This is a genomic window from Phyllobacterium phragmitis, from assembly GCF_002980495.1.
GTDB classification, from domain to species: Bacteria; Pseudomonadota; Alphaproteobacteria; order Rhizobiales; family Rhizobiaceae; genus Paramesorhizobium; species Paramesorhizobium phragmitis.
The window spans coordinates 12606-29387 of the sequence record NZ_PVBR01000005.1 but is presented as its reverse complement, the minus strand read 5'-3'; the positions used below and the strand labels follow the sequence as shown (position 1 = coordinate 29387).

Below are 16782 nucleotides of genomic sequence, written 5' to 3'. Positions count from 1 at the left end.
ATCACCAGCAGGTATAGCCGCCATCGGCGTTGACGATGGACCCCGTTAGCAGGCTTGCCGCATCGGAGGCAAGAAAGTGCACCACCGACGCGATTTCGTCGGGCTGGCCGACCCGCGCCATCGGCGTCATTTCGATCCATGTCTTGTACATCTCGGGATTTTCCTCAATGCCGAAGGCGGTGAGCGGCGTTTCGATATAGGTGGGCGCCACCGCATTGACGCGCACGCCGCGCGCGCCCCATTCGGCGGCAAGCGATTTGGTCAGATGATGCACCGCCGCCTTTGATGCATTATAGAAAGCCTGCGGCTGCGGCTTGTTGACGATGAAACCCGACATCGAGCCGATATTGACAATCGATCCGTTGCCCTGCTCCAGCATCTGCCGCCCGAAGGCGCGGCAGCACCAGAACACGCCGTCGAGATTGACATCCATGTGAAAGCGCCAATGTTCGTCGCTCGTATCTTCGGCGCGCACGTCGCTCTTCGCCACACCGGCATTGTTGACCAGGATATCGACGCGGCCATGCTCCTTGACGATCTTGGCCACAACCGCATCGACATCCCCCGATTTGGTGACGTCGAGCGTCACGCCATGCGCCTTGATGCCGAGCTTCTTCAGTTCAGCGACGATGGCCTCGACGCGTTCGGGCAGCATCTCGGCGACGATGACGGTCGCGCCGGCCTCGCCCAACGCCTGGGCGCAAGCCGCGCCGATGCCCTGCCCGCCGCCGGTCACGACGGCGACCCGACCATCGAGTTTCAGTTTTTCCATATACATCGGTATGCCCTTTCAGCTCATCCAATTGCCGCCGTCGACATTGTAGGTTTGTGCGACGACGTAATCACTCTCAGGCCCGGCGAGGAAAATCGCCATGCCCGTCAGATCTTCGGCCTGCCCCATGCGCCCGAACGGCACGGCCGCTCCGGCCAAGCGCTTCTTCTCGCCCAGCGGCCGATTCTCATATTTGGAAAACAGCGCATCGACGCCCGCCCAATGCTCGCCATCGACCACGCCCGGCGCAATCGCATTGACGTTGATGCCGTGCTTGATCAGGTCGAGCCCTGCCGATTGCGTGAGGCTGATGACGGCAGCCTTGGTCGAGCAATAGACCGCCACCAGCGCCTCGCCGCGCCGCCCCGCCTGGCTCGCCATGTTGATGATCTTGCCGCCGCGGCCCCGCTTAATCATTGACCGCGCCACGGCCTGCATGGTGAACAGCACGCCATGCACATTGACCGCGTAGAGACGCTCATAGCTTTCCCTGGTGATCTCGACGATTGGCGCCATGTCGAACAGGGCGGCATTGTTGACAAGAATGTCGATGCCGCCGATCTTCGCCTCGGTCTCCGTGACAGCACGCTCGATGGACGCGATATCGGTCACGTCGATATGCACGGCATGGGCGCGCTCGCCGAGCTTGGCAGCACTTTCCCGCGCCCGGTCCAGATCGATATCGGCAATGACGACGGTGGCCCCTTCGCGCACAAAGGCCTCGGCAAAGGCAAGACCAATGCCGCGCGCGGCCCCGGTGATGAGCGCGGATTTCCCTTCAAGACGCCTGCTCAAAGCGCATCCCCATCTGCTCCGAAGCGATAGATCTTTTCAGCGTCCGGGGTGAGAAACACCCGCTCGCCATGCTTGACCAGAAATTCACCCGGCGCCCGCGCCGTCACCGGGCCGACATCATCGACATCGGCGTGAACGAAGGTATCCGCCCCCAGATGCTCCACGACCGTGACCGTGCCTTGCCAGGGGCCTTCCGTCTTCGACAGGCCGATATGCTCCGGCCGCGCGCCAATCGTCGTGGCGTTCTCCTTCGCCGCCGCCGCGCCGGCGATCAGATTCATCTTCGGCGAGCCGATGAAGCCGGCGACGAACAGGTTTTTCGGGCTTCGATAGAGATCGAGCGGCGAGCCGACCTGCTCGATGCGGCCCGCGTTGAGCACCACGATCTTGTCGGCCATGGTCATGGCTTCCACCTGATCGTGGGTGACGTAGACCATGGTGGTTTTCAGTTGATGATGCAGTTCGCTGATCTCCAGCCGCATGTTGACGCGCAGCGCCGCATCGAGGTTCGACAGCGGCTCATCGAAGAGAAAAGCCTTGGGCTGGCGCACGATGGCCCGTCCGATGGCCACGCGCTGGCGCTGCCCGCCCGAGAGCTGGCGCGGCTTGCGGTCGAGATAATCGGTGAGGTTGAGGACGCCGGCGGCGGAGCGTACCTTGTCGTCGATGGTGGATTTCGCCTCGCCCGCCATCTTCAGCGGAAAGGCGATATTGCCGTAGACGCTCATATGCGGATAGAGCGCATAGGACTGGAACACCATCGACAGGCCGCGCTTCGCCGGCGCCTCCCGCGTGGCATCCCTGCCGTCGATGTGAATCGCCCCGCTCGTCGCATCCTCCAGCCCGGCGATGATACGCAGCAGCGTCGATTTTCCGCAGCCCGAAGGCCCGACGAAGACCACGAACTCGCCATCGGCGATCTCCAGATCGATTTCCGGAATGACCTTGGTGGTTCCGAAGGATTTCGAGACCTTTTCGAGTGTTATGCTTCCCATGAAACCCTCCCTGTTTTGATTTTGGCTCTCATTTCACCGCCCCGAATGTCAGTCCGCGCACAAGCTGGCGTTGCGAGAACCATCCCAGAATCAGGATCGGCGCGATGGCGAGCGTTGAAGCGGCGGAAAGCTTGGCCCAGAATAGCCCTTCGGGGCTTGAATAGGAGGCGATAAACGCGGAGAGCGGCGCGGCATTGGCCGCCGACAGGTTCAGCGTCCAGAACGCCTCGTTCCAGGCGAGGATGATGTTGAGCAGCAGCGTCGAGGCAATGCCCGGCACCGCCATCGGCGTCAGCACATAGATGATTTCCTTGGCCAGCGACGCGCCGTCCATGCGCGATGCCTCTAAGATCTCGCCCGGAATTTCCTTGAAATAGGTGTAGAGCATCCAGACGATGATCGGCAGGTTGATCATCGTCAGAACGATGACGAGGCCCAGTCGCGTGTCGAGCAGGCCCCAGTCGCGGAACAGCAGATAGATCGGAACGAGCACCCCCACCGACGGCAGCATCTTGGTGGAGAGCATCCACATCATGATGTCCTTGGTGCGCTTGGTCGGCGAGAACGCCATCGCCCAGGCGGCGGGAATGGCGATCGCGAGCCCGATGAAGGTGGAGCCGAACGAGATCACCACCGAATTCCACATGTGCTTGAAATAGTTCGAGCGGCTCTGCACCTCGAAATAGTTCTGCAGCGTCCAGTCGAAGAACAGGAAATGCGGCGGCGAGGCGATGGCCTCGCCCTCCGTCTTGAAGCTGGTCAGAACCGTCCACAGGATCGGAAAGAAGATCACGAGGCCGACGAGCCAGCCGATGGCGGTGAAGGCGAGCTTTCTGCGTGTGGAGATAGCGCGGGCCATTGTTACGTCTCCAGATTCTTGCCGATCAGGCGAATGAGGAAGATGGCGACGACATTGGCAAGGATCACCGCGACGATGCCGCCGGCGGACGCCCCGCCCACATCGAACTGAAGGAGCGCCTGCGCATAGACGAGATAGGTGAGATTGGTGCTCGCAGTGCCAGGCCCGCCATTCGTCGTCACCAGAATTTCGGCAAAGACGCTGAGCAGGAAGATCGTCTCGATGAGAACCACCACCGTCATGGCGCGCGCCAGATGCGGCAGCACGATATGGATGAAACGCGAGACCGGCCCGGCGCCGTCCATCTCGGCGGCTTCCTTCTGCTCCTCGTCGAGCGATTGCAGCGCGGTCAAAAGGATGAGCGTGGCAAACGGCAGCCATTGCCAGGCGACGATCATCGTCACCGAAAACAGCGGCAGATTGTTGAGCCAATCCACCGGTTGCAGGCCGAAGGTGCGCGCGATCCAGGCGAAGATGCCATAGACCGGATGCATCAGCATGTTCTTCCAAACCAGCGCCGAAACCGTCGGCATGACGAAGAACGGCGCGATCACCAACAGCCGCACGATGCCCTGCCCGAAGAAGGGCTGATCGAGAAGAAGCGCCAGCAGCGTGCCGCCGACAAGCGTAATCAGCAGTACGCCGCCGACCAGCAGAAGCGTATTGACGAGCGCCGCGCCGAAGGCCGGATCGGTGAGGAAATAACGATAATTGAGCGTGCCCGCCCATTCCTCCATCCCCGGCATCAAAAGATTGTACCGCAGAAACGAGAAATACAGCGTCATGGCCAGCGGCACGATCATCCATATGAAAAGCATAAGGACGGCCGGGGTCATCATCAGACGGGCGGCGGACCGCGTTTGCAGGGTTGCCATGAGGTGGTCCCGTTTCTATCAGTTGGATGGAATCGCGAGGCAACCCCCCTCTGGCTTGCCAGCCATCTCCCCCACAAGGGGGGAGATTAGGCCTTCATAAACGTTCGGTACCAATCGCCGACGTTGCAGAATGGGCGGCGTGAACCATGTCAGCCAATCTCCCCCCTTGTGGGGGAGATGCCCGGCAGGGCAGAGGGGGGTGCTGCCAAAGCGCTCCGCTGACTACTTAATATACCCGCCCTTCATCATCTCACGCTCGCTCAGCTGCTGCGCATTCTTCAGCGCCTGATCGACCGTCGTCTGACCCGCAAGTGCTGCCGAGAACTGCTGCCCGACCGCCGTGCCAAGTCCCTGAAATTCAGGAATGGCGACGAACTGCACGCCGACATAAGGCACCGGCTTCACCGTCGGCTTGGTCGGATCGGCGGAGTTGATCGAGTCGAGCGTCATCTTGGCAAACGGCGCGACCTTCAGATATTCCGGATTTTCATAGAGCGAGGTGCGCGTGCCGGGGGGCACGTTGAGCCAGCCATCCTTGGACGCGACGAGCTTGAGGTAGTCTTTGGATGTCGCCCAGTTGATGAACTTCTCGGCAGCCTCGGTCTTCTGCGAGCCAGCCGGAATGGCGAGGGTCCATGCCCACAGCCAGTTGCCGCGCTTGCCGAGACCCTTGTCGGGCGCCAGCGCGAAGCCGACCTTGTCGGCCACTTGGCTTTCCCCAGGATCGCTGACGAATGACGCGGCGACCGTGGCGTCGATCCACATGGCGCATTTGCCTGTCTGGAACAGCGCCAGATTTTCATTGAAGCCGTTGGAGGACGCTCCGGGAGGCCCTGCATCCTTCATCAGATTGACGTAGTATTCGAGCGTCTCCTTCCATTCCGGCTGGTCGAATTGCGGCTTCCAGTCCATGTCGAACCAGCGGGCGCCGAAGGAATTGGACATGGCGGTCAGGAGTGCCATGTTCTCGCCCCAGCCGGCCTTGCCGCGCAGGCAGATGCCGTACATTTCGCTGCCCTTGTCGGTCAGCTTGCGGGCGGCATCGGCGATGAAATCCCATGTCGGCGCGTCCGGCATGGTCAGCCCCGCCTTCTCGAACAAATCCTTGCGGTACATCGTGAAAGAGCTCTCGCCGTAGAACGGTGCAGCGTAGAGCTTGTCCTCATAGGTAAGGCCGCTGCGGATCGGCGGCAGCAGATCGTCGACGTCGTAATTCGCGTCCGAGACAAGCTTGTCGAGCGGAAGCAGCCATCCCTGCTTGGCCCAGATCGGAACCTCATAGGTGCCGATGGTCATGATGTCGTATTGGCCACCCTTGGTGGCGATGTCGGTGGTGACGCGCTGGCGAAGGACGTTTTCCTCCAGCGTCACCCATTGCAGATCGATATCGGGGTTCTTCTCCGTGAAGTCACCGGCCAGCTTCTGCATGCGAACCATGTCGCCATTGTTCACGGTGGCGATCGTCAGCGTCTCGGCCTGCGCGAAGCCGGCCATGGCGATGACCGAGCAGGCGCCAAGCATCAAGGATTTCATTCTCATCTGTTCCTCCCAAACATTAGAGCATCGTGCATCCGGAGGGACGCACGGATTCGAGCAATTGCTATTAATATGGGCAATTACTCATTAAATGACATGGAGTGTCAAGCCCCTTTCGTCGCGGCACTGCAGCAAACGGAATGTCCTCTCCGCCGTCATTGGTGGAACGTTTACGCTTTCAGAAGGGCGGCGGCCGTCGCCTCGTCAGTGATCAAACCATTGATCAGATGGCCTTTTACAGCCGCTGCGATGGCCGGCCGTTTCTTCGCGCCTTTGGCCAGCGCGATGACAAGGGAATTTCCGCCGCTCGGGATGGGAGCGCTGGCGACGCGCTCATTGGTCAGCCCTTCGAGCATTCGGCCTTCGCTGTCGAACGACCAGCCGAGAATTTCGCCGACGCCCCCCGCCTTCTGCAGCGCCTTCAGCTCTCCTTGCGAAACGAAGCCGTCGAGATAAAGAGGCGCGTCGTCGCCCAGGTCGCCGATGCCGAGGAACGTCACATCCGCCTTGGCCGCCAGTTCGAGCACCGGGCGGATCATCGTTTGGGCATGCAGAAGCTCGCGCTCCTCCGGCGACGAGGCGATGACCGGCAGCGGCATGGGGAAGCTGCGCGCCTTGATCGCGTCGGCGATATTGAAGATGACGTTATAGAAGGCCGCTGAACCATCGGGCGCGATACTGCCGGTGAGCGAGACGATCTTGTGCTGCGGGCATTCCATCGGCGACAATTGTTCGATCGCCGCTTTCAGCGTGCGCCCGGTGCCGATCGCCATGATGATCGCCTCCGGCGATTTCAGCCAGCGCGCCATCTCCTCCGCCCCCACTTCGGCCACGCCGAGTGTCGTCGAGGACGATGCGGGATCCGTCGGCACCACCTCGGCGAACCGCAGGTCGAATTGCTTTTTCAGCCGGGATGCAAGTTCGAGGCAATTGGCGATCGGATGGTCGAGGCGCACCTTGACCAGCCCCTCGGAAACGGCGAGCGACACCATGCGCTGCGCCGACTGGCGGGAAATACCAAGCTTGGCGGCGATCTCGTCCTGCGTATTGCCGGCTATGTAATAGAGCCATCCCGCGCGCGCCGCATCGTCGAGCTTGGTGGTGGTGTTGTCGCGCCTTGAACTCACCGGGTATCCTCTTTGGCTGTTTTGATGGAATCGCCAAGCGCCCTCGTCCTTCGAGGCTCCGTTGCGCTTCGCTCCACTCCACACCTCAGGATGAGGGCTACTGGAAGCGCTGCTGCCCTTCATCCTCATCCTGAGGTGCGAGCGAAACGAGCCTCGAAGGACGAGGATGAAGGGCTCAGTCTAGCTCCGATACGCCAAGATGCGACAGGCGGTTGCCGGATGCAACTCCTCCGAAATCTTGACTTTTCCATACATATTTTGTTTGTTGCGATATTCACCCCCATGGCACCGGGCTCATGACGTTCCATCCCCAGATGAAAAGCAAGGTCGAAGGCGTCTCCGTTATAGGCGGTCTTCGCTGGCGCGCATGGAACGGCGTGATCGCAGATGTGTGGTCCGTCGTCTGCGCCGACGGCGCGTCGGGCGAATACGTCTCCAGGGCCCCGCGCCTTTTCGTCGTGCTCGACAATGACGGCGCGGGCCGGTTCGCCATCAGACAGAGCGAGCACCAGCAGGCCGTGGCCACGAAAGCGGGCCCGTACCGCATGAGCTATATTCCCGCGGGCATGCCGATCTGGAGCCAGGTGGAGAGCACCGGTTTCCTTCGCCATCTCGATCTGCATTTCGATATCGAAACGCTCTCCCGGCGCTTTGCCGGAGAGCTCGACATGCGGAAGCTTTCGGTCCCCCGCCTGATGTTTTCCGACGAGCGCATCGCGGCCTTGGCCAACCTCATCGCCGCCGAATGCCTCAACGACGATCCGTTGCACGATCTCTACGGCGACGGCCTGGTGGCCGCACTTTTCGCCGATCTGTTCAAGATCGGGCAAAAGCCGGAGCGAAAACGCAGCCAGCTTTCGCCACGCCAGTTGCGCCGCGCCATCGATTTCATCGAGGAGAATTGCCTGCGCTCTATCCGGCTGCGGGAACTGGCCGACCGCGCCGGCCTGTCGGAAACCTATTTCAGCCATGCCTTCAAGGCCTCGACGGGCATACCGCCGCATCAATGGCAGATGCAGGCGCGCATCAGAAAGGCGCAGGAGTTCATGAACCGCAAGACGGTGTCGCTGACCTCCGTGGCATCGGCGGCCGGTTTTTCGGATCAGGCGCATTTCACCAGGGTTTTCAAGCGTTTCGTCGGTGTGACCCCGGCCGCCTGGCTGCGCGGGCAAAGTCACTGATGGCTTTCCGATAAAAGCTCAAAACCATTCAATACGCAGCAAGAACCGACAATCCACACCCACATAGTTGATATAAACAGTCATATTTATATTCGACAGGGTTAAGGGGTAGCGCCTTCCGATTGCCGCATCGGAACCGGAGGCGGGAACCCCTCAAGCAGGGGCTTATTGCAATGATCACATCGCGCCGGAAGGTCATCCTCCGTATTCTCCTCGGCAGCGCGGCGACGCTTCCCGTTTTCCTCTCTTCGCCGCTTCGCGCACAGGAAAACGGCAACCCTATCCAGCTGCAGCAGATCGTCGTCGACAGCGGTGAAGATGGAGAAGCGAGCGCCACCGGCCCGGTTGAGGGATTTGTCGCAAAGCGCACGGCGACCGGCTCCAAGACCAACACGCCGATCGAGCAGATCCCGCAATCCGTATCCGTCGTCGGGCGCGAGGAGATGGACGCAACAGGCGCGCAGAAGGTCGATGAGGCGTTGCGCTACACCGCCGGCGTCTTCGCCCAGCCCTTCGGCCCTGATTTCGATACCAACTGGCTCTATATCCGCGGTTTCGACGCCACGCAGTCGGGCACCTATCTCGATGGCCTGCAGAATTTCGGCTATGGTTTCGGCGCGTTCCTGACCGACAGCTTCGGCCTCGAGCGTATCGAAGTGCTGAAAGGCGCCGCCTCCGTCCTCTATGGCGGCAGCAATCCGGGCGGCATCGTCAACTATATCAGTAAGCGCCCGACGGCTAAGCGCCTGCGCTATGTCGAAACCGGCGTCAACAGCTTCGGCAATGGCTACATGGGCTTCGATATCGGCGACAAGGCATCAGACGTCGTCGATTACCGCGTCAACGGCATCATCTCCGGCGGCGACGGCTACACCGATTTCTCCGAGGATTTCCGCGGCGTCATTTCGCCGAGCATCTCATGGAGCCCGGACGCGGCGACGAAGCTCACCGTGCTTGCCAACTATACCCACCTCGACGGCACGCATAATGGCGGCGCTTTCCTGCCCTATTTCGGCACGGTGGTCGATGCGCCCTTCGGCAAGATCTCACGCAAGGCGAATTTCACAGAGCCGTCCATCGATTCCTATGACCGCGAACAGGTCTCGATCGGCTATGAGCTCGAGCATACCTTCGACAATGATTGGACGATACGCCAGAACCTGCGCTACGGCTTTGCCCATGTGAAGGAGCATTCGCTCTACGCCTACGGATACGATTCCTTCCTGGCGGAACCGAACGGCACCGACTATGATCTCTCTCGCATCAATTTCCGCCACGATACCACGGTCAACACCTTCCTCGTCGATAACCAGCTGCAGGGTACGGTAACGACAGGCGCCATCGAGCACACGCTTCTCTTCGGCGTCGAATATAAATATTTCGAAATCGACCAGATGCAGCAGACGGGTGGCGCCACGCCGATCAGCGCCATAGATCCGGTCTATGGCGCCCCGCAGGGACCGATGTTCGATCCCTATATCGACCAGGACCTGAGACGCAATCAAATCGGCATCTATGCGCAGGATCAGCTCCGCTTCGGCGATGGCTGGATCATGACGCTCAATGGCCGCTACGATTACGTGTCGGACAAATCCGCTGGTCTCCCCGCCTATCGGGACCATCAGGGCGAGGCAAGCGGACGTGCCGGTATCGCCTATGAGTTCGAAAACGGCATCACGCCATACGCAAGCGTCGCCACCTTCTTCAATCCGGTTATCGAGAACCTCCGTCTGGGCGAACAGGCGAAAGCCGAGACCGGCCAGCAATATGAAGTTGGCGTCAAGTACCGGCCAGAAGCATTTGACGGACTTATCACTGCATCCTTCTTCGATTTGACAAAGCAGAATGTTGTGACGGGCCCGTTCAACGACAAGACACAGATCGGTGAAGTCAATTCGCGTGGGCTGGAACTGGAACTTCAGGCCAACATCACCGAAGCGTGGCGCGTGACGGCGGCCTTCACCACATATAAACTCGAAGTGACCGATGATGACAACGCGGCCATCGTCGGCAACCGGCCCTACCTCCTGCCGGAGACGCAGGCTTCGGTCTTCGCACAATACACAGTCCTCGACGGCACGCTCGAAGGGCTCCAGCTTGGCGCCGGCGTGCGCTATGTCGGCTCCTCCTATGCCGACGCAGAAAATCTCTACAAGGTTCCCGATGTCGCGCTGGTCGATCTCAAGCTCGGCTATGAGAAGGACAATTGGGGTGTAGACCTCAATGTCACCAACCTCTTCGACAAGGACTATGTGGCAGGCTGCCAGACGGTCTTCTCCTGCGGCTATGGCGAGGGCCGCAAGGCGCTGTTGAAGGCGCATGTGAAGTGGTGATAATAGATAGAAACGCTGGCGGGGCATTCCCCCCTCTGCCTTGCCAGGCATCTCCCCCACAAGGGGGGAGATTACGCCTTCATGAAGGTCCGGCACCAATCGCAGATGTTGCAGAATGAATGCCGAGCGCCGTGTCAGCCAATCTCCCCCCTTGTGGGGGAGATGCCTGGCAAGGCAGAGGGGGGTGCCTTGCGGTTCCATCAAAACAGGAACCTGATGGCCCTCACCCGCCCCCATATAACCCGCCGCACCATGCTCGCCCTCGCAGCGAGCGCACTCGCATACCCGAGCCGCCTATCCGCCACGCCCCTCCCCCGCATCGCGGCAATCGACTGGGCCATGCTGGAAACCGCCCTTGCCATCGGCGCTGTTCCCATCGCCGCCACCGAGCTCATCCAGTTCCGCCAGATCGCCATCGAGCCCGAAGTGCCGCAAAGCGTTACCGATCTCGGCCTGCGCGGCGCGCCCAATATGGAGCTGCTGCGCATCATCGCACCCGATCTCATTTTAAGCTCCAGCTTCTATGAATACCGCCGGGAAAGCTTCGAGCGCATAGCGCCGGTCTTTTCCGCAACCATCTACCAGACCGGCACGCCGCCCTTTGCGCCGGCGCGCGACGCCATGCTGGCGCTCGGCCAAAAGCTCGGTCTCAACGATGCCGCGCGCACCTATGTGGCGGCGGCCGCGGAAGAAATCGCGGCAATGCGGGCGCGCGTCCAAAACCGCATCCACCGTCCGGTCTTCCTCATCAGCATCGGCGACGCCCGCCATTTCCGCGCATTCGGCGGCGACAGCATGTTCGGCGATGTCCTCACCCGTATCGGGCTCTCCAATGCGTGGACAGGGACCACGAGCTATTCGGCGACCGCCCCCGTCGGCATCGAGGCGCTGGCCGGCCTTCCCGATGCGGATATCGTGGTCATCGGCCCGGTGCCGCCCGAAGCGCGCGAAGTCCTGCCGCGAAGCCCCATATGGAACGCCCTGCCGGCGGTTCGCGACAAACGGGTTGCGATGCTCGATCCGATCGATCATTTCGGCGGCCTGCCCGCCGCGCGCCGCTTCGTCCGCCTGCTCGGCAAGGCAGCGCCGTTCCTGCAGGCCAATGCAAATGGCTGAAGCCGCACTCCCACGCCGTTCCCTGGTCTTCTGGGCGCTCCTGGCGCTGCTCGCCGCCATTCTTTGCGCCGTCGGGATCGCAACGCATCTTTCCCCCAGCACGACCCCAGCCGGCACGGCGGCGCTGCAACGCGTCATCCTGCTCCAGGCCACCTTGCCCCGCGCGGCGATGGCCGTGCTTTGCGGCGCAGCCCTCGGCCTTTCCGGCCTGCTGCTGCAGCGTGTGCTGCGCAATCCGCTCGCCGAGCCCTCGACGCTCGGCATCTCGGCCGGCGCACAGCTTGCCATGGCCGCAGCCGCCATCTACGCGCCATTTCTCCTCGAAGCGGGCCGTGAAGGCGTGGCGCTGGCGGGTGGGCTCGTGGCGGTGGCGCTCGTCCTGGCGCTCAACTGGCGGCGCGATCTCGAACCGGTTTCGGTGGTGCTCGCCGGCATGATGGTGTCGCTGACGGCGACCGCCGCAAGTGCGGCGCTCATCCTCGCCAATGGCGAATACATGTTTTCGCTCTTCATCTGGGGCGGCGGAACCCTCGCGCAGCAGGGCTGGGAGCCCACGCTTTCGATCGCGCTGCGGCTGGTGCTGGTCGCCGGCGCATCGCTCCTGCTGCTGCGTCCGCTGACGATTCTCGGCCTCGACGAGGCCAATGCCCGCAGTCTCGGCGTAGCGCTCTACGCCACCCGGTTCATGGTGATCGGGCTTGCCGTCTGGCTCGCGGCAAGCGTAACGGCGCAAGTCGGCATCATCGGCTTCATCGGCCTGGCCGCGCCGGCCCTCGCGCATCTGAGCGGCGCCCGCTCACCGCGCCAGAAGCTCATCGCAGCACCGCTCCTCGGCGCGATCCTGCTGTGGCTGGCCGATGGGCTCGTGCAGCTTTTTGCAGGTTCCGGCGGCGAACGCATCCCCACGGGAGCCGCGACGGCCTTTCTCGGCGGGCCGCTGCTCCTATGGCTGCTGCCACGCCTCAGAATGCTCGAATGGCCCTCGCTGAGCGCCAGGCCGCATGTCACGCGGCGAGCGGCAAGACCCGCCTTCCTGCTCGGCCTTCTCCTGATCCTGGCTCTCGTCGCTTCAGCCATGGCGCTGGCGCTCGGACGCGGACCGGAAGGCTGGAACCTCGCCCATGGCGCGCTATTTCACGACCTTCTCGCCTTCCGCGGCCCACGTGTCGCGATCGCTGCTGCTGCCGGCGCAATGCTGGCCGCCGCCGGCACGATCATGCAGCGGCTGACGGGCAATCCGCTCGCCAGCCCGGAAATCCTCGGTGTCGGGACCGGCGCCGGCGTTGGCCTCGCCGCCGTCCTCTATTTGAGCGCCACGCCGGGAAACGGCGCGCAGCTTGCCGGCGCCGCGGTGGGCGCGTTGACAGTGCTCGTCATCATGCTGGTGATTGCCGCGCGCAGCGGCTTCGGACCGGAACGCCTGCTGCTTGCCGGCATCGCCATGAGCGCCCTGTGCAGCGCCATTCTGACCGCGGCCATCGCCACGGGCAACCAGCAGGCCTTCAGGCTTCTCGAATGGATCGGCGGCTCCACCAACGAGGCCTCGGCCAGTGAGGCCTGGCTCGCCTGCGTCGCCGCCGCTCTCCTCATTGCACCGCTGTTCTTTACCTTCCGATGGCTCGATATCCTGCCGCTCGGCCAGACGGTGGCGCACGCGCTTGGCCTGCCGCTGGCGATGAGCCGCCTCCTGCTTGTCATCTTCTGCGCCGGCCTGACCGCCGTCGCCTCGCTGCTCGTCGGCCCGTTGAGCTTCATCGGCCTGATCGCGCCGCATCTGGCCCGGCTCATCGGCCTTCACCGGCCCTTGGCCGGTCTTGCCGGCGCTATTGCGATCGGCAGCGGACTGATGATCCTTTCCGACTGGCTGTCGCGCATGGTGGCCTTTCCCTATCAGTTGCCGCTCGGCCTTTTTGCCTCGCTCATCGGCGGCACCTATCTGATCTGGATGCTCGGACGCGGAGAAAGCCGCGAAGCCGCATAAGCTCGAATATGCTGATTTCCGCCGTTTCCATCGAAACGCGAACCGCTCTATGATGGCGATTCAACCGGGAGCTTGATCATGAACCTTCGCACGTTCCGCCGCGACATCATCACAAGACCACTGTTCAAACAGGCCTCGCGGGTCATGCCGCCGATCTCCGAAACCGAGCGGGAGGCGATCGATGCGGGGACCGTCTGGTGGGACGGTGCGCTCTTCACCGGCAATCCCGACTGGAACAAGCTCCTCGCCATGCCGCCGGCGAAGCTGACGACTGAGGAGCAGGCCTTCATGGATGGCCCGGTGCGCGAGCTCTGCGCCATGGTCGATGATTGGAAGATCGTCTGGCAGGACCATGATCTGCCGGCAAAGGTCTGGAATTTCATGCGCGAGAAGAAATTCTTCGGCATGATCATTCCGAAGAACTATGGCGGCCTCGGCTTCTCCAACACCGCCCATTCGGAGGTGGTGCGCACCGTTTCGTCCTGCAGCGTCGTCGCCGGCGTCACCGTGATGGTCCCCAATTCGCTCGGTCCGGGCGAACTTCTCATGCATTTCGGCACCGATGAGCAGCGCGATTACTGGCTGCCAAGACTGGCCGACGGACGGGAAATCCCCTGTTTCGGCCTGACCTCGCCCGATGCCGGTTCCGATGCGGCAGCGATGACCGACACGGGCATCGTCGAATATGGCAAATGGAAGGGCAGGAAGGTCCTCGGCATCAGGCTGAATTTCCACAAGCGTTACATCACGCTCGGGCCGGTGGCGACCGTCATGGGCTTGGCATTCAAGATGCATGACCCGGAGAACCATCTCGGCCGCGGCGAAGATCTGGGCATCACCGTCGCTCTCCTGCCGACATCGACGCCTGGTGTCAGCCATGGCGAGCGGCATATCCCGCAATTCACCTATTTCCAGAACGGGCCGCTCTACGGCGAGGATGTGTTCGTGCCGCTCGACCATATCCTCGGCGGCGAGGAACGGATCGGCCATGGCTGGAAGATGCTGATGACCGCACTTGCTGCCGGCCGTGGCATCTCGCTGCCCTCGCAATCGGCAGCCTCGGCCGCGATCTGCGCCCGTGCCACCGGCGCCTATTCCCGCGTCAGAACACAGTTCAACGTACCGATCGGCATGTTCGAGGGCATCCGCAAGCCGCTCGCCGATCTCGCCGCCAACGCCTATTTGATTGATGCCGCAAGGCGGCTCACCGTCGCCGCACTTGATGAAGGTCACCGTCCCTCGGTGATCTCGGCGATCATGAAATTCCACGCCACCGACCGCATGCGCGAATCCATAGAGAAATCCATGGATATCCACGGCGGCAAGACCATCATCGACGGGCCGAAGAACTATCTCGGCGGTCAATACCGCTCGGTGCCGATCGGCATCACCGTCGAAGGCGCTAACATCCTGACGCGCAATCTGATGATCTTCGGGCAGGGTGCGATCCGCTCCCATCCCTATATGCTCGAGGAGTTGCTGGCCTTATCAGACGAGGACAAGGCGCGCGGCATAGAGCACTTCGACAAGCTGTTGTGGAAGCATGTCGGCCATGCCTTCGCCACCGCCGGGCGGTCCTTCCTGCGCGGCTGGTCCGGTGGCCGCCTGGGTCCGGCGCCGGACGGCGCGGCGATGCCCCATCATTGGAAGCAGCTCTCCCGTTATGCCGCCGCTTTCGCGCTCCTCACCGACCTGTCGCTGCTGACGCTCGGCGGCGCGCTCAAGCGCAAGGAAATGATCTCGGCCCGCCTGGGCGATATCCTCTCCGAGCTCTATCTGCTCGGCGCCGTCCTCAAGCGCTTCGAAACCGAAGGGCGGCAGGAGGAGGACAAGCCGATCGTCGACTACATCATGGGACAGGGGCGGAACCGTATCGCGACGGCCTTTGCCGGCGTGCTCGATAATCTGCCGGCGCGCTGGGCGGCAATCCTCGTCCGGTTTCTCGCCTTCCCCGTCGGGCTCCCCGATACGGTGCCCTCGGACAGGTTGACGAACGAGGTAGCTGAGACATTGATGCGCAATTCCCCCCAGCGCGACCGGCTGACCCCCGATATCTATCTCGGCGAAGGCCCCAGGGACCATCCGCTGAAGGATCTCGAACAGGCATTCGCACTCGTCCATGCCGTGGAGCCCATCGAGAAGAAGATGCGCGAAAAGCATGTGCGCGATGCCGAGGAGGCCCGCGACAAGGGCATCGTCAGCGAAGCGGAATTCACGCAGTTGGCCGAGGCCAGGGCCGCGGCAGCCCGTGTCATCGCCGTCGACGCCTTTCCCATGGAAGAGATTTCGCCGATCGCCGCGCAACATCACGAAAAGAAGCCGCCGCGCGCCAGGCGTGCCGTGCAGCGTTAGGGTTGCTCTATTCCAGCACCCACCGGAATGCCCGGCGCAGTTCATCAGCGCCGTTCTTTTCATACCATCGGCCATGCGCCAGGATGATGCGCTCGGGTTGCCATGCTATCACCGTTTCGATTGCTGCGCGCAATTGCGGCTTCTGCTTGGAAAATGTCAGCCGCATATCCCGCGGCATCTGGCCATCCGGGTCCTGCACGCCGCCGAACCGGGTCAGCCAGCGCATGAGCCAGGAATCAAGCTTGCGCGGCTCGAAATTCTCGATGAAATCGGTCAGGATCAGCGTCCGGCTCGGCCGGTGGAAGAACTCCACCTCGGTCATGAAGCTCCCCGCGATCGGAAGCGTCGCGATCTCCGCATCCCAGGGATAGCCATTGTCACGGTCGAGCATGGTGTAGCCGAAATCGATGCGGCCCTTGGCCTGCGCCTCGATGCGCGGCGCGAGATAGACATCCGCATCGGCAAAGGCATCCCGCCAATCCGGTACCCACCAGTAATGGATGCGATTGGGACCGATGATCCAGCGCGGCCTGCCGATACCGTCGATCTCGGCTTTCAGCGACGGCACCAGCGGCGTGGGAGAGTGGATGAAGAGCTCGTCATTCCCAAGGCGGATCACTGTCATCCGTGTCGGAAAAGGCATCTTCGGCCATGGCATGCCGAAACGGATCACCGGACCATCGACGATCCAGACATTGTCGCAGACCGCCTTGAGCGTGTTCAGCGGCGGATACGTCACATGAGCGTCTTTACCCATCATTGCTCCCGGATTGTTCAAAGTCTTGAACGCAATCTAGCGAAGTTCGATCAGTGGCACCACGCCTGGCGGAACCAAACCGCCATTCCCGCGGTTTTCCGGC

13 protein-coding genes are annotated in these 16782 nt (G+C 62.1%); 5 read left to right on the top strand and 8 right to left on the bottom strand.

The window, feature by feature from the left end; all coding sequences use genetic code 11:
* Position 1: 1 nt before the first annotated feature.
* The 7 genes from C5748_RS07985 to C5748_RS07955 form a co-directional block, all read right to left on the bottom strand.
* Complete coding sequence (locus C5748_RS07985; RefSeq protein WP_105741426.1) at positions 2 to 778, bottom strand: SDR family NAD(P)-dependent oxidoreductase; 777 nt, start codon at positions 776 to 778, stop codon at positions 2 to 4.
* 12 nt (positions 779 to 790) lie between these two features.
* Complete coding sequence (locus tag C5748_RS07980) at positions 791 to 1567, bottom strand: L-iditol 2-dehydrogenase (protein WP_105741425.1); 777 nt, start codon at positions 1565 to 1567, stop codon at positions 791 to 793.
* Entirely contained in the window at positions 1564 to 2562 is a 999-nt protein-coding gene (locus C5748_RS07975; RefSeq protein WP_105741424.1) for an ABC transporter ATP-binding protein, read from the bottom strand. Before C5748_RS07975 ends, C5748_RS07980 begins: the two co-directional genes overlap by 4 nt.
* A 28-nt stretch (positions 2563 to 2590) precedes the next feature.
* Positions 2591 to 3421, bottom strand: coding sequence for a carbohydrate ABC transporter permease (locus tag C5748_RS07970; protein WP_105741423.1), 831 nt, complete (start codon positions 3419 to 3421; stop codon positions 2591 to 2593).
* 2 nt (positions 3422 to 3423) lie between these two features.
* Positions 3424 to 4296, bottom strand: a complete 873-nt coding sequence (locus C5748_RS07965; RefSeq protein WP_105741422.1) for a carbohydrate ABC transporter permease — start codon at positions 4294 to 4296, stop codon at positions 3424 to 3426.
* Between the two features lie 222 nt (positions 4297 to 4518).
* Positions 4519 to 5835, bottom strand: a complete 1317-nt coding sequence (locus C5748_RS07960) for an ABC transporter substrate-binding protein (RefSeq protein ID WP_105741421.1) — start codon at positions 5833 to 5835, stop codon at positions 4519 to 4521.
* A gap of 167 nt (positions 5836 to 6002) precedes the next feature.
* Positions 6003 to 6959, bottom strand: a complete 957-nt coding sequence (locus C5748_RS07955; protein WP_105741420.1) for a sugar-binding transcriptional regulator — start codon at positions 6957 to 6959, stop codon at positions 6003 to 6005.
* Positions 6960 to 7255: 296 nt separating this feature from the next.
* Between C5748_RS07955 and C5748_RS07950 the strand changes: the two genes are divergently transcribed.
* The 5 genes from C5748_RS07950 (at position 7256) to C5748_RS07925 (ending at position 15922) form a co-directional block, all read left to right on the top strand.
* On the top strand, positions 7256 to 8140 hold the full coding sequence (locus C5748_RS07950; protein ID WP_105741419.1) for a helix-turn-helix domain-containing protein: 885 nt from the start codon (positions 7256 to 7258) through the stop codon (positions 8138 to 8140).
* A gap of 173 nt (positions 8141 to 8313) precedes the next feature.
* Positions 8314 to 10473 (top strand): TonB-dependent siderophore receptor, encoded by a 2160-nt coding sequence (locus C5748_RS07945; RefSeq protein ID WP_105741418.1) that lies wholly within the window; start codon positions 8314 to 8316, stop codon positions 10471 to 10473.
* A gap of 216 nt (positions 10474 to 10689) precedes the next feature.
* Positions 10690 to 11589, top strand: a complete 900-nt coding sequence (locus C5748_RS07935; protein ID WP_245428887.1) for an ABC transporter substrate-binding protein — start codon at positions 10690 to 10692, stop codon at positions 11587 to 11589.
* Positions 11582 to 13570: a Fe(3+)-hydroxamate ABC transporter permease FhuB gene (gene fhuB / locus C5748_RS07930; RefSeq protein WP_105741417.1), complete on the top strand. Its 1989-nt coding sequence runs from the start codon at positions 11582 to 11584 to the stop codon at positions 13568 to 13570. The genes C5748_RS07935 and fhuB overlap by 8 nt, the downstream gene beginning before the upstream one ends.
* 78 nt (positions 13571 to 13648) lie before the next feature.
* Positions 13649 to 15922 carry an acyl-CoA dehydrogenase gene (locus C5748_RS07925; RefSeq protein ID WP_105741416.1) on the top strand — a complete coding sequence of 758 codons (2274 nt, stop codon included), beginning with the start codon at positions 13649 to 13651 and terminating at the stop codon, positions 15920 to 15922.
* 7 nt (positions 15923 to 15929) lie between these two features.
* Here the strand turns inward: C5748_RS07925 and C5748_RS07920 are convergent, their stop codons facing one another.
* Positions 15930 to 16682 carry a DUF4336 domain-containing protein gene (locus tag C5748_RS07920; protein WP_105741415.1) on the bottom strand — a complete coding sequence of 251 codons (753 nt, stop codon included), beginning with the start codon at positions 16680 to 16682 and terminating at the stop codon, positions 15930 to 15932.
* Positions 16683 to 16782: the final 100 nt, after the last annotated feature.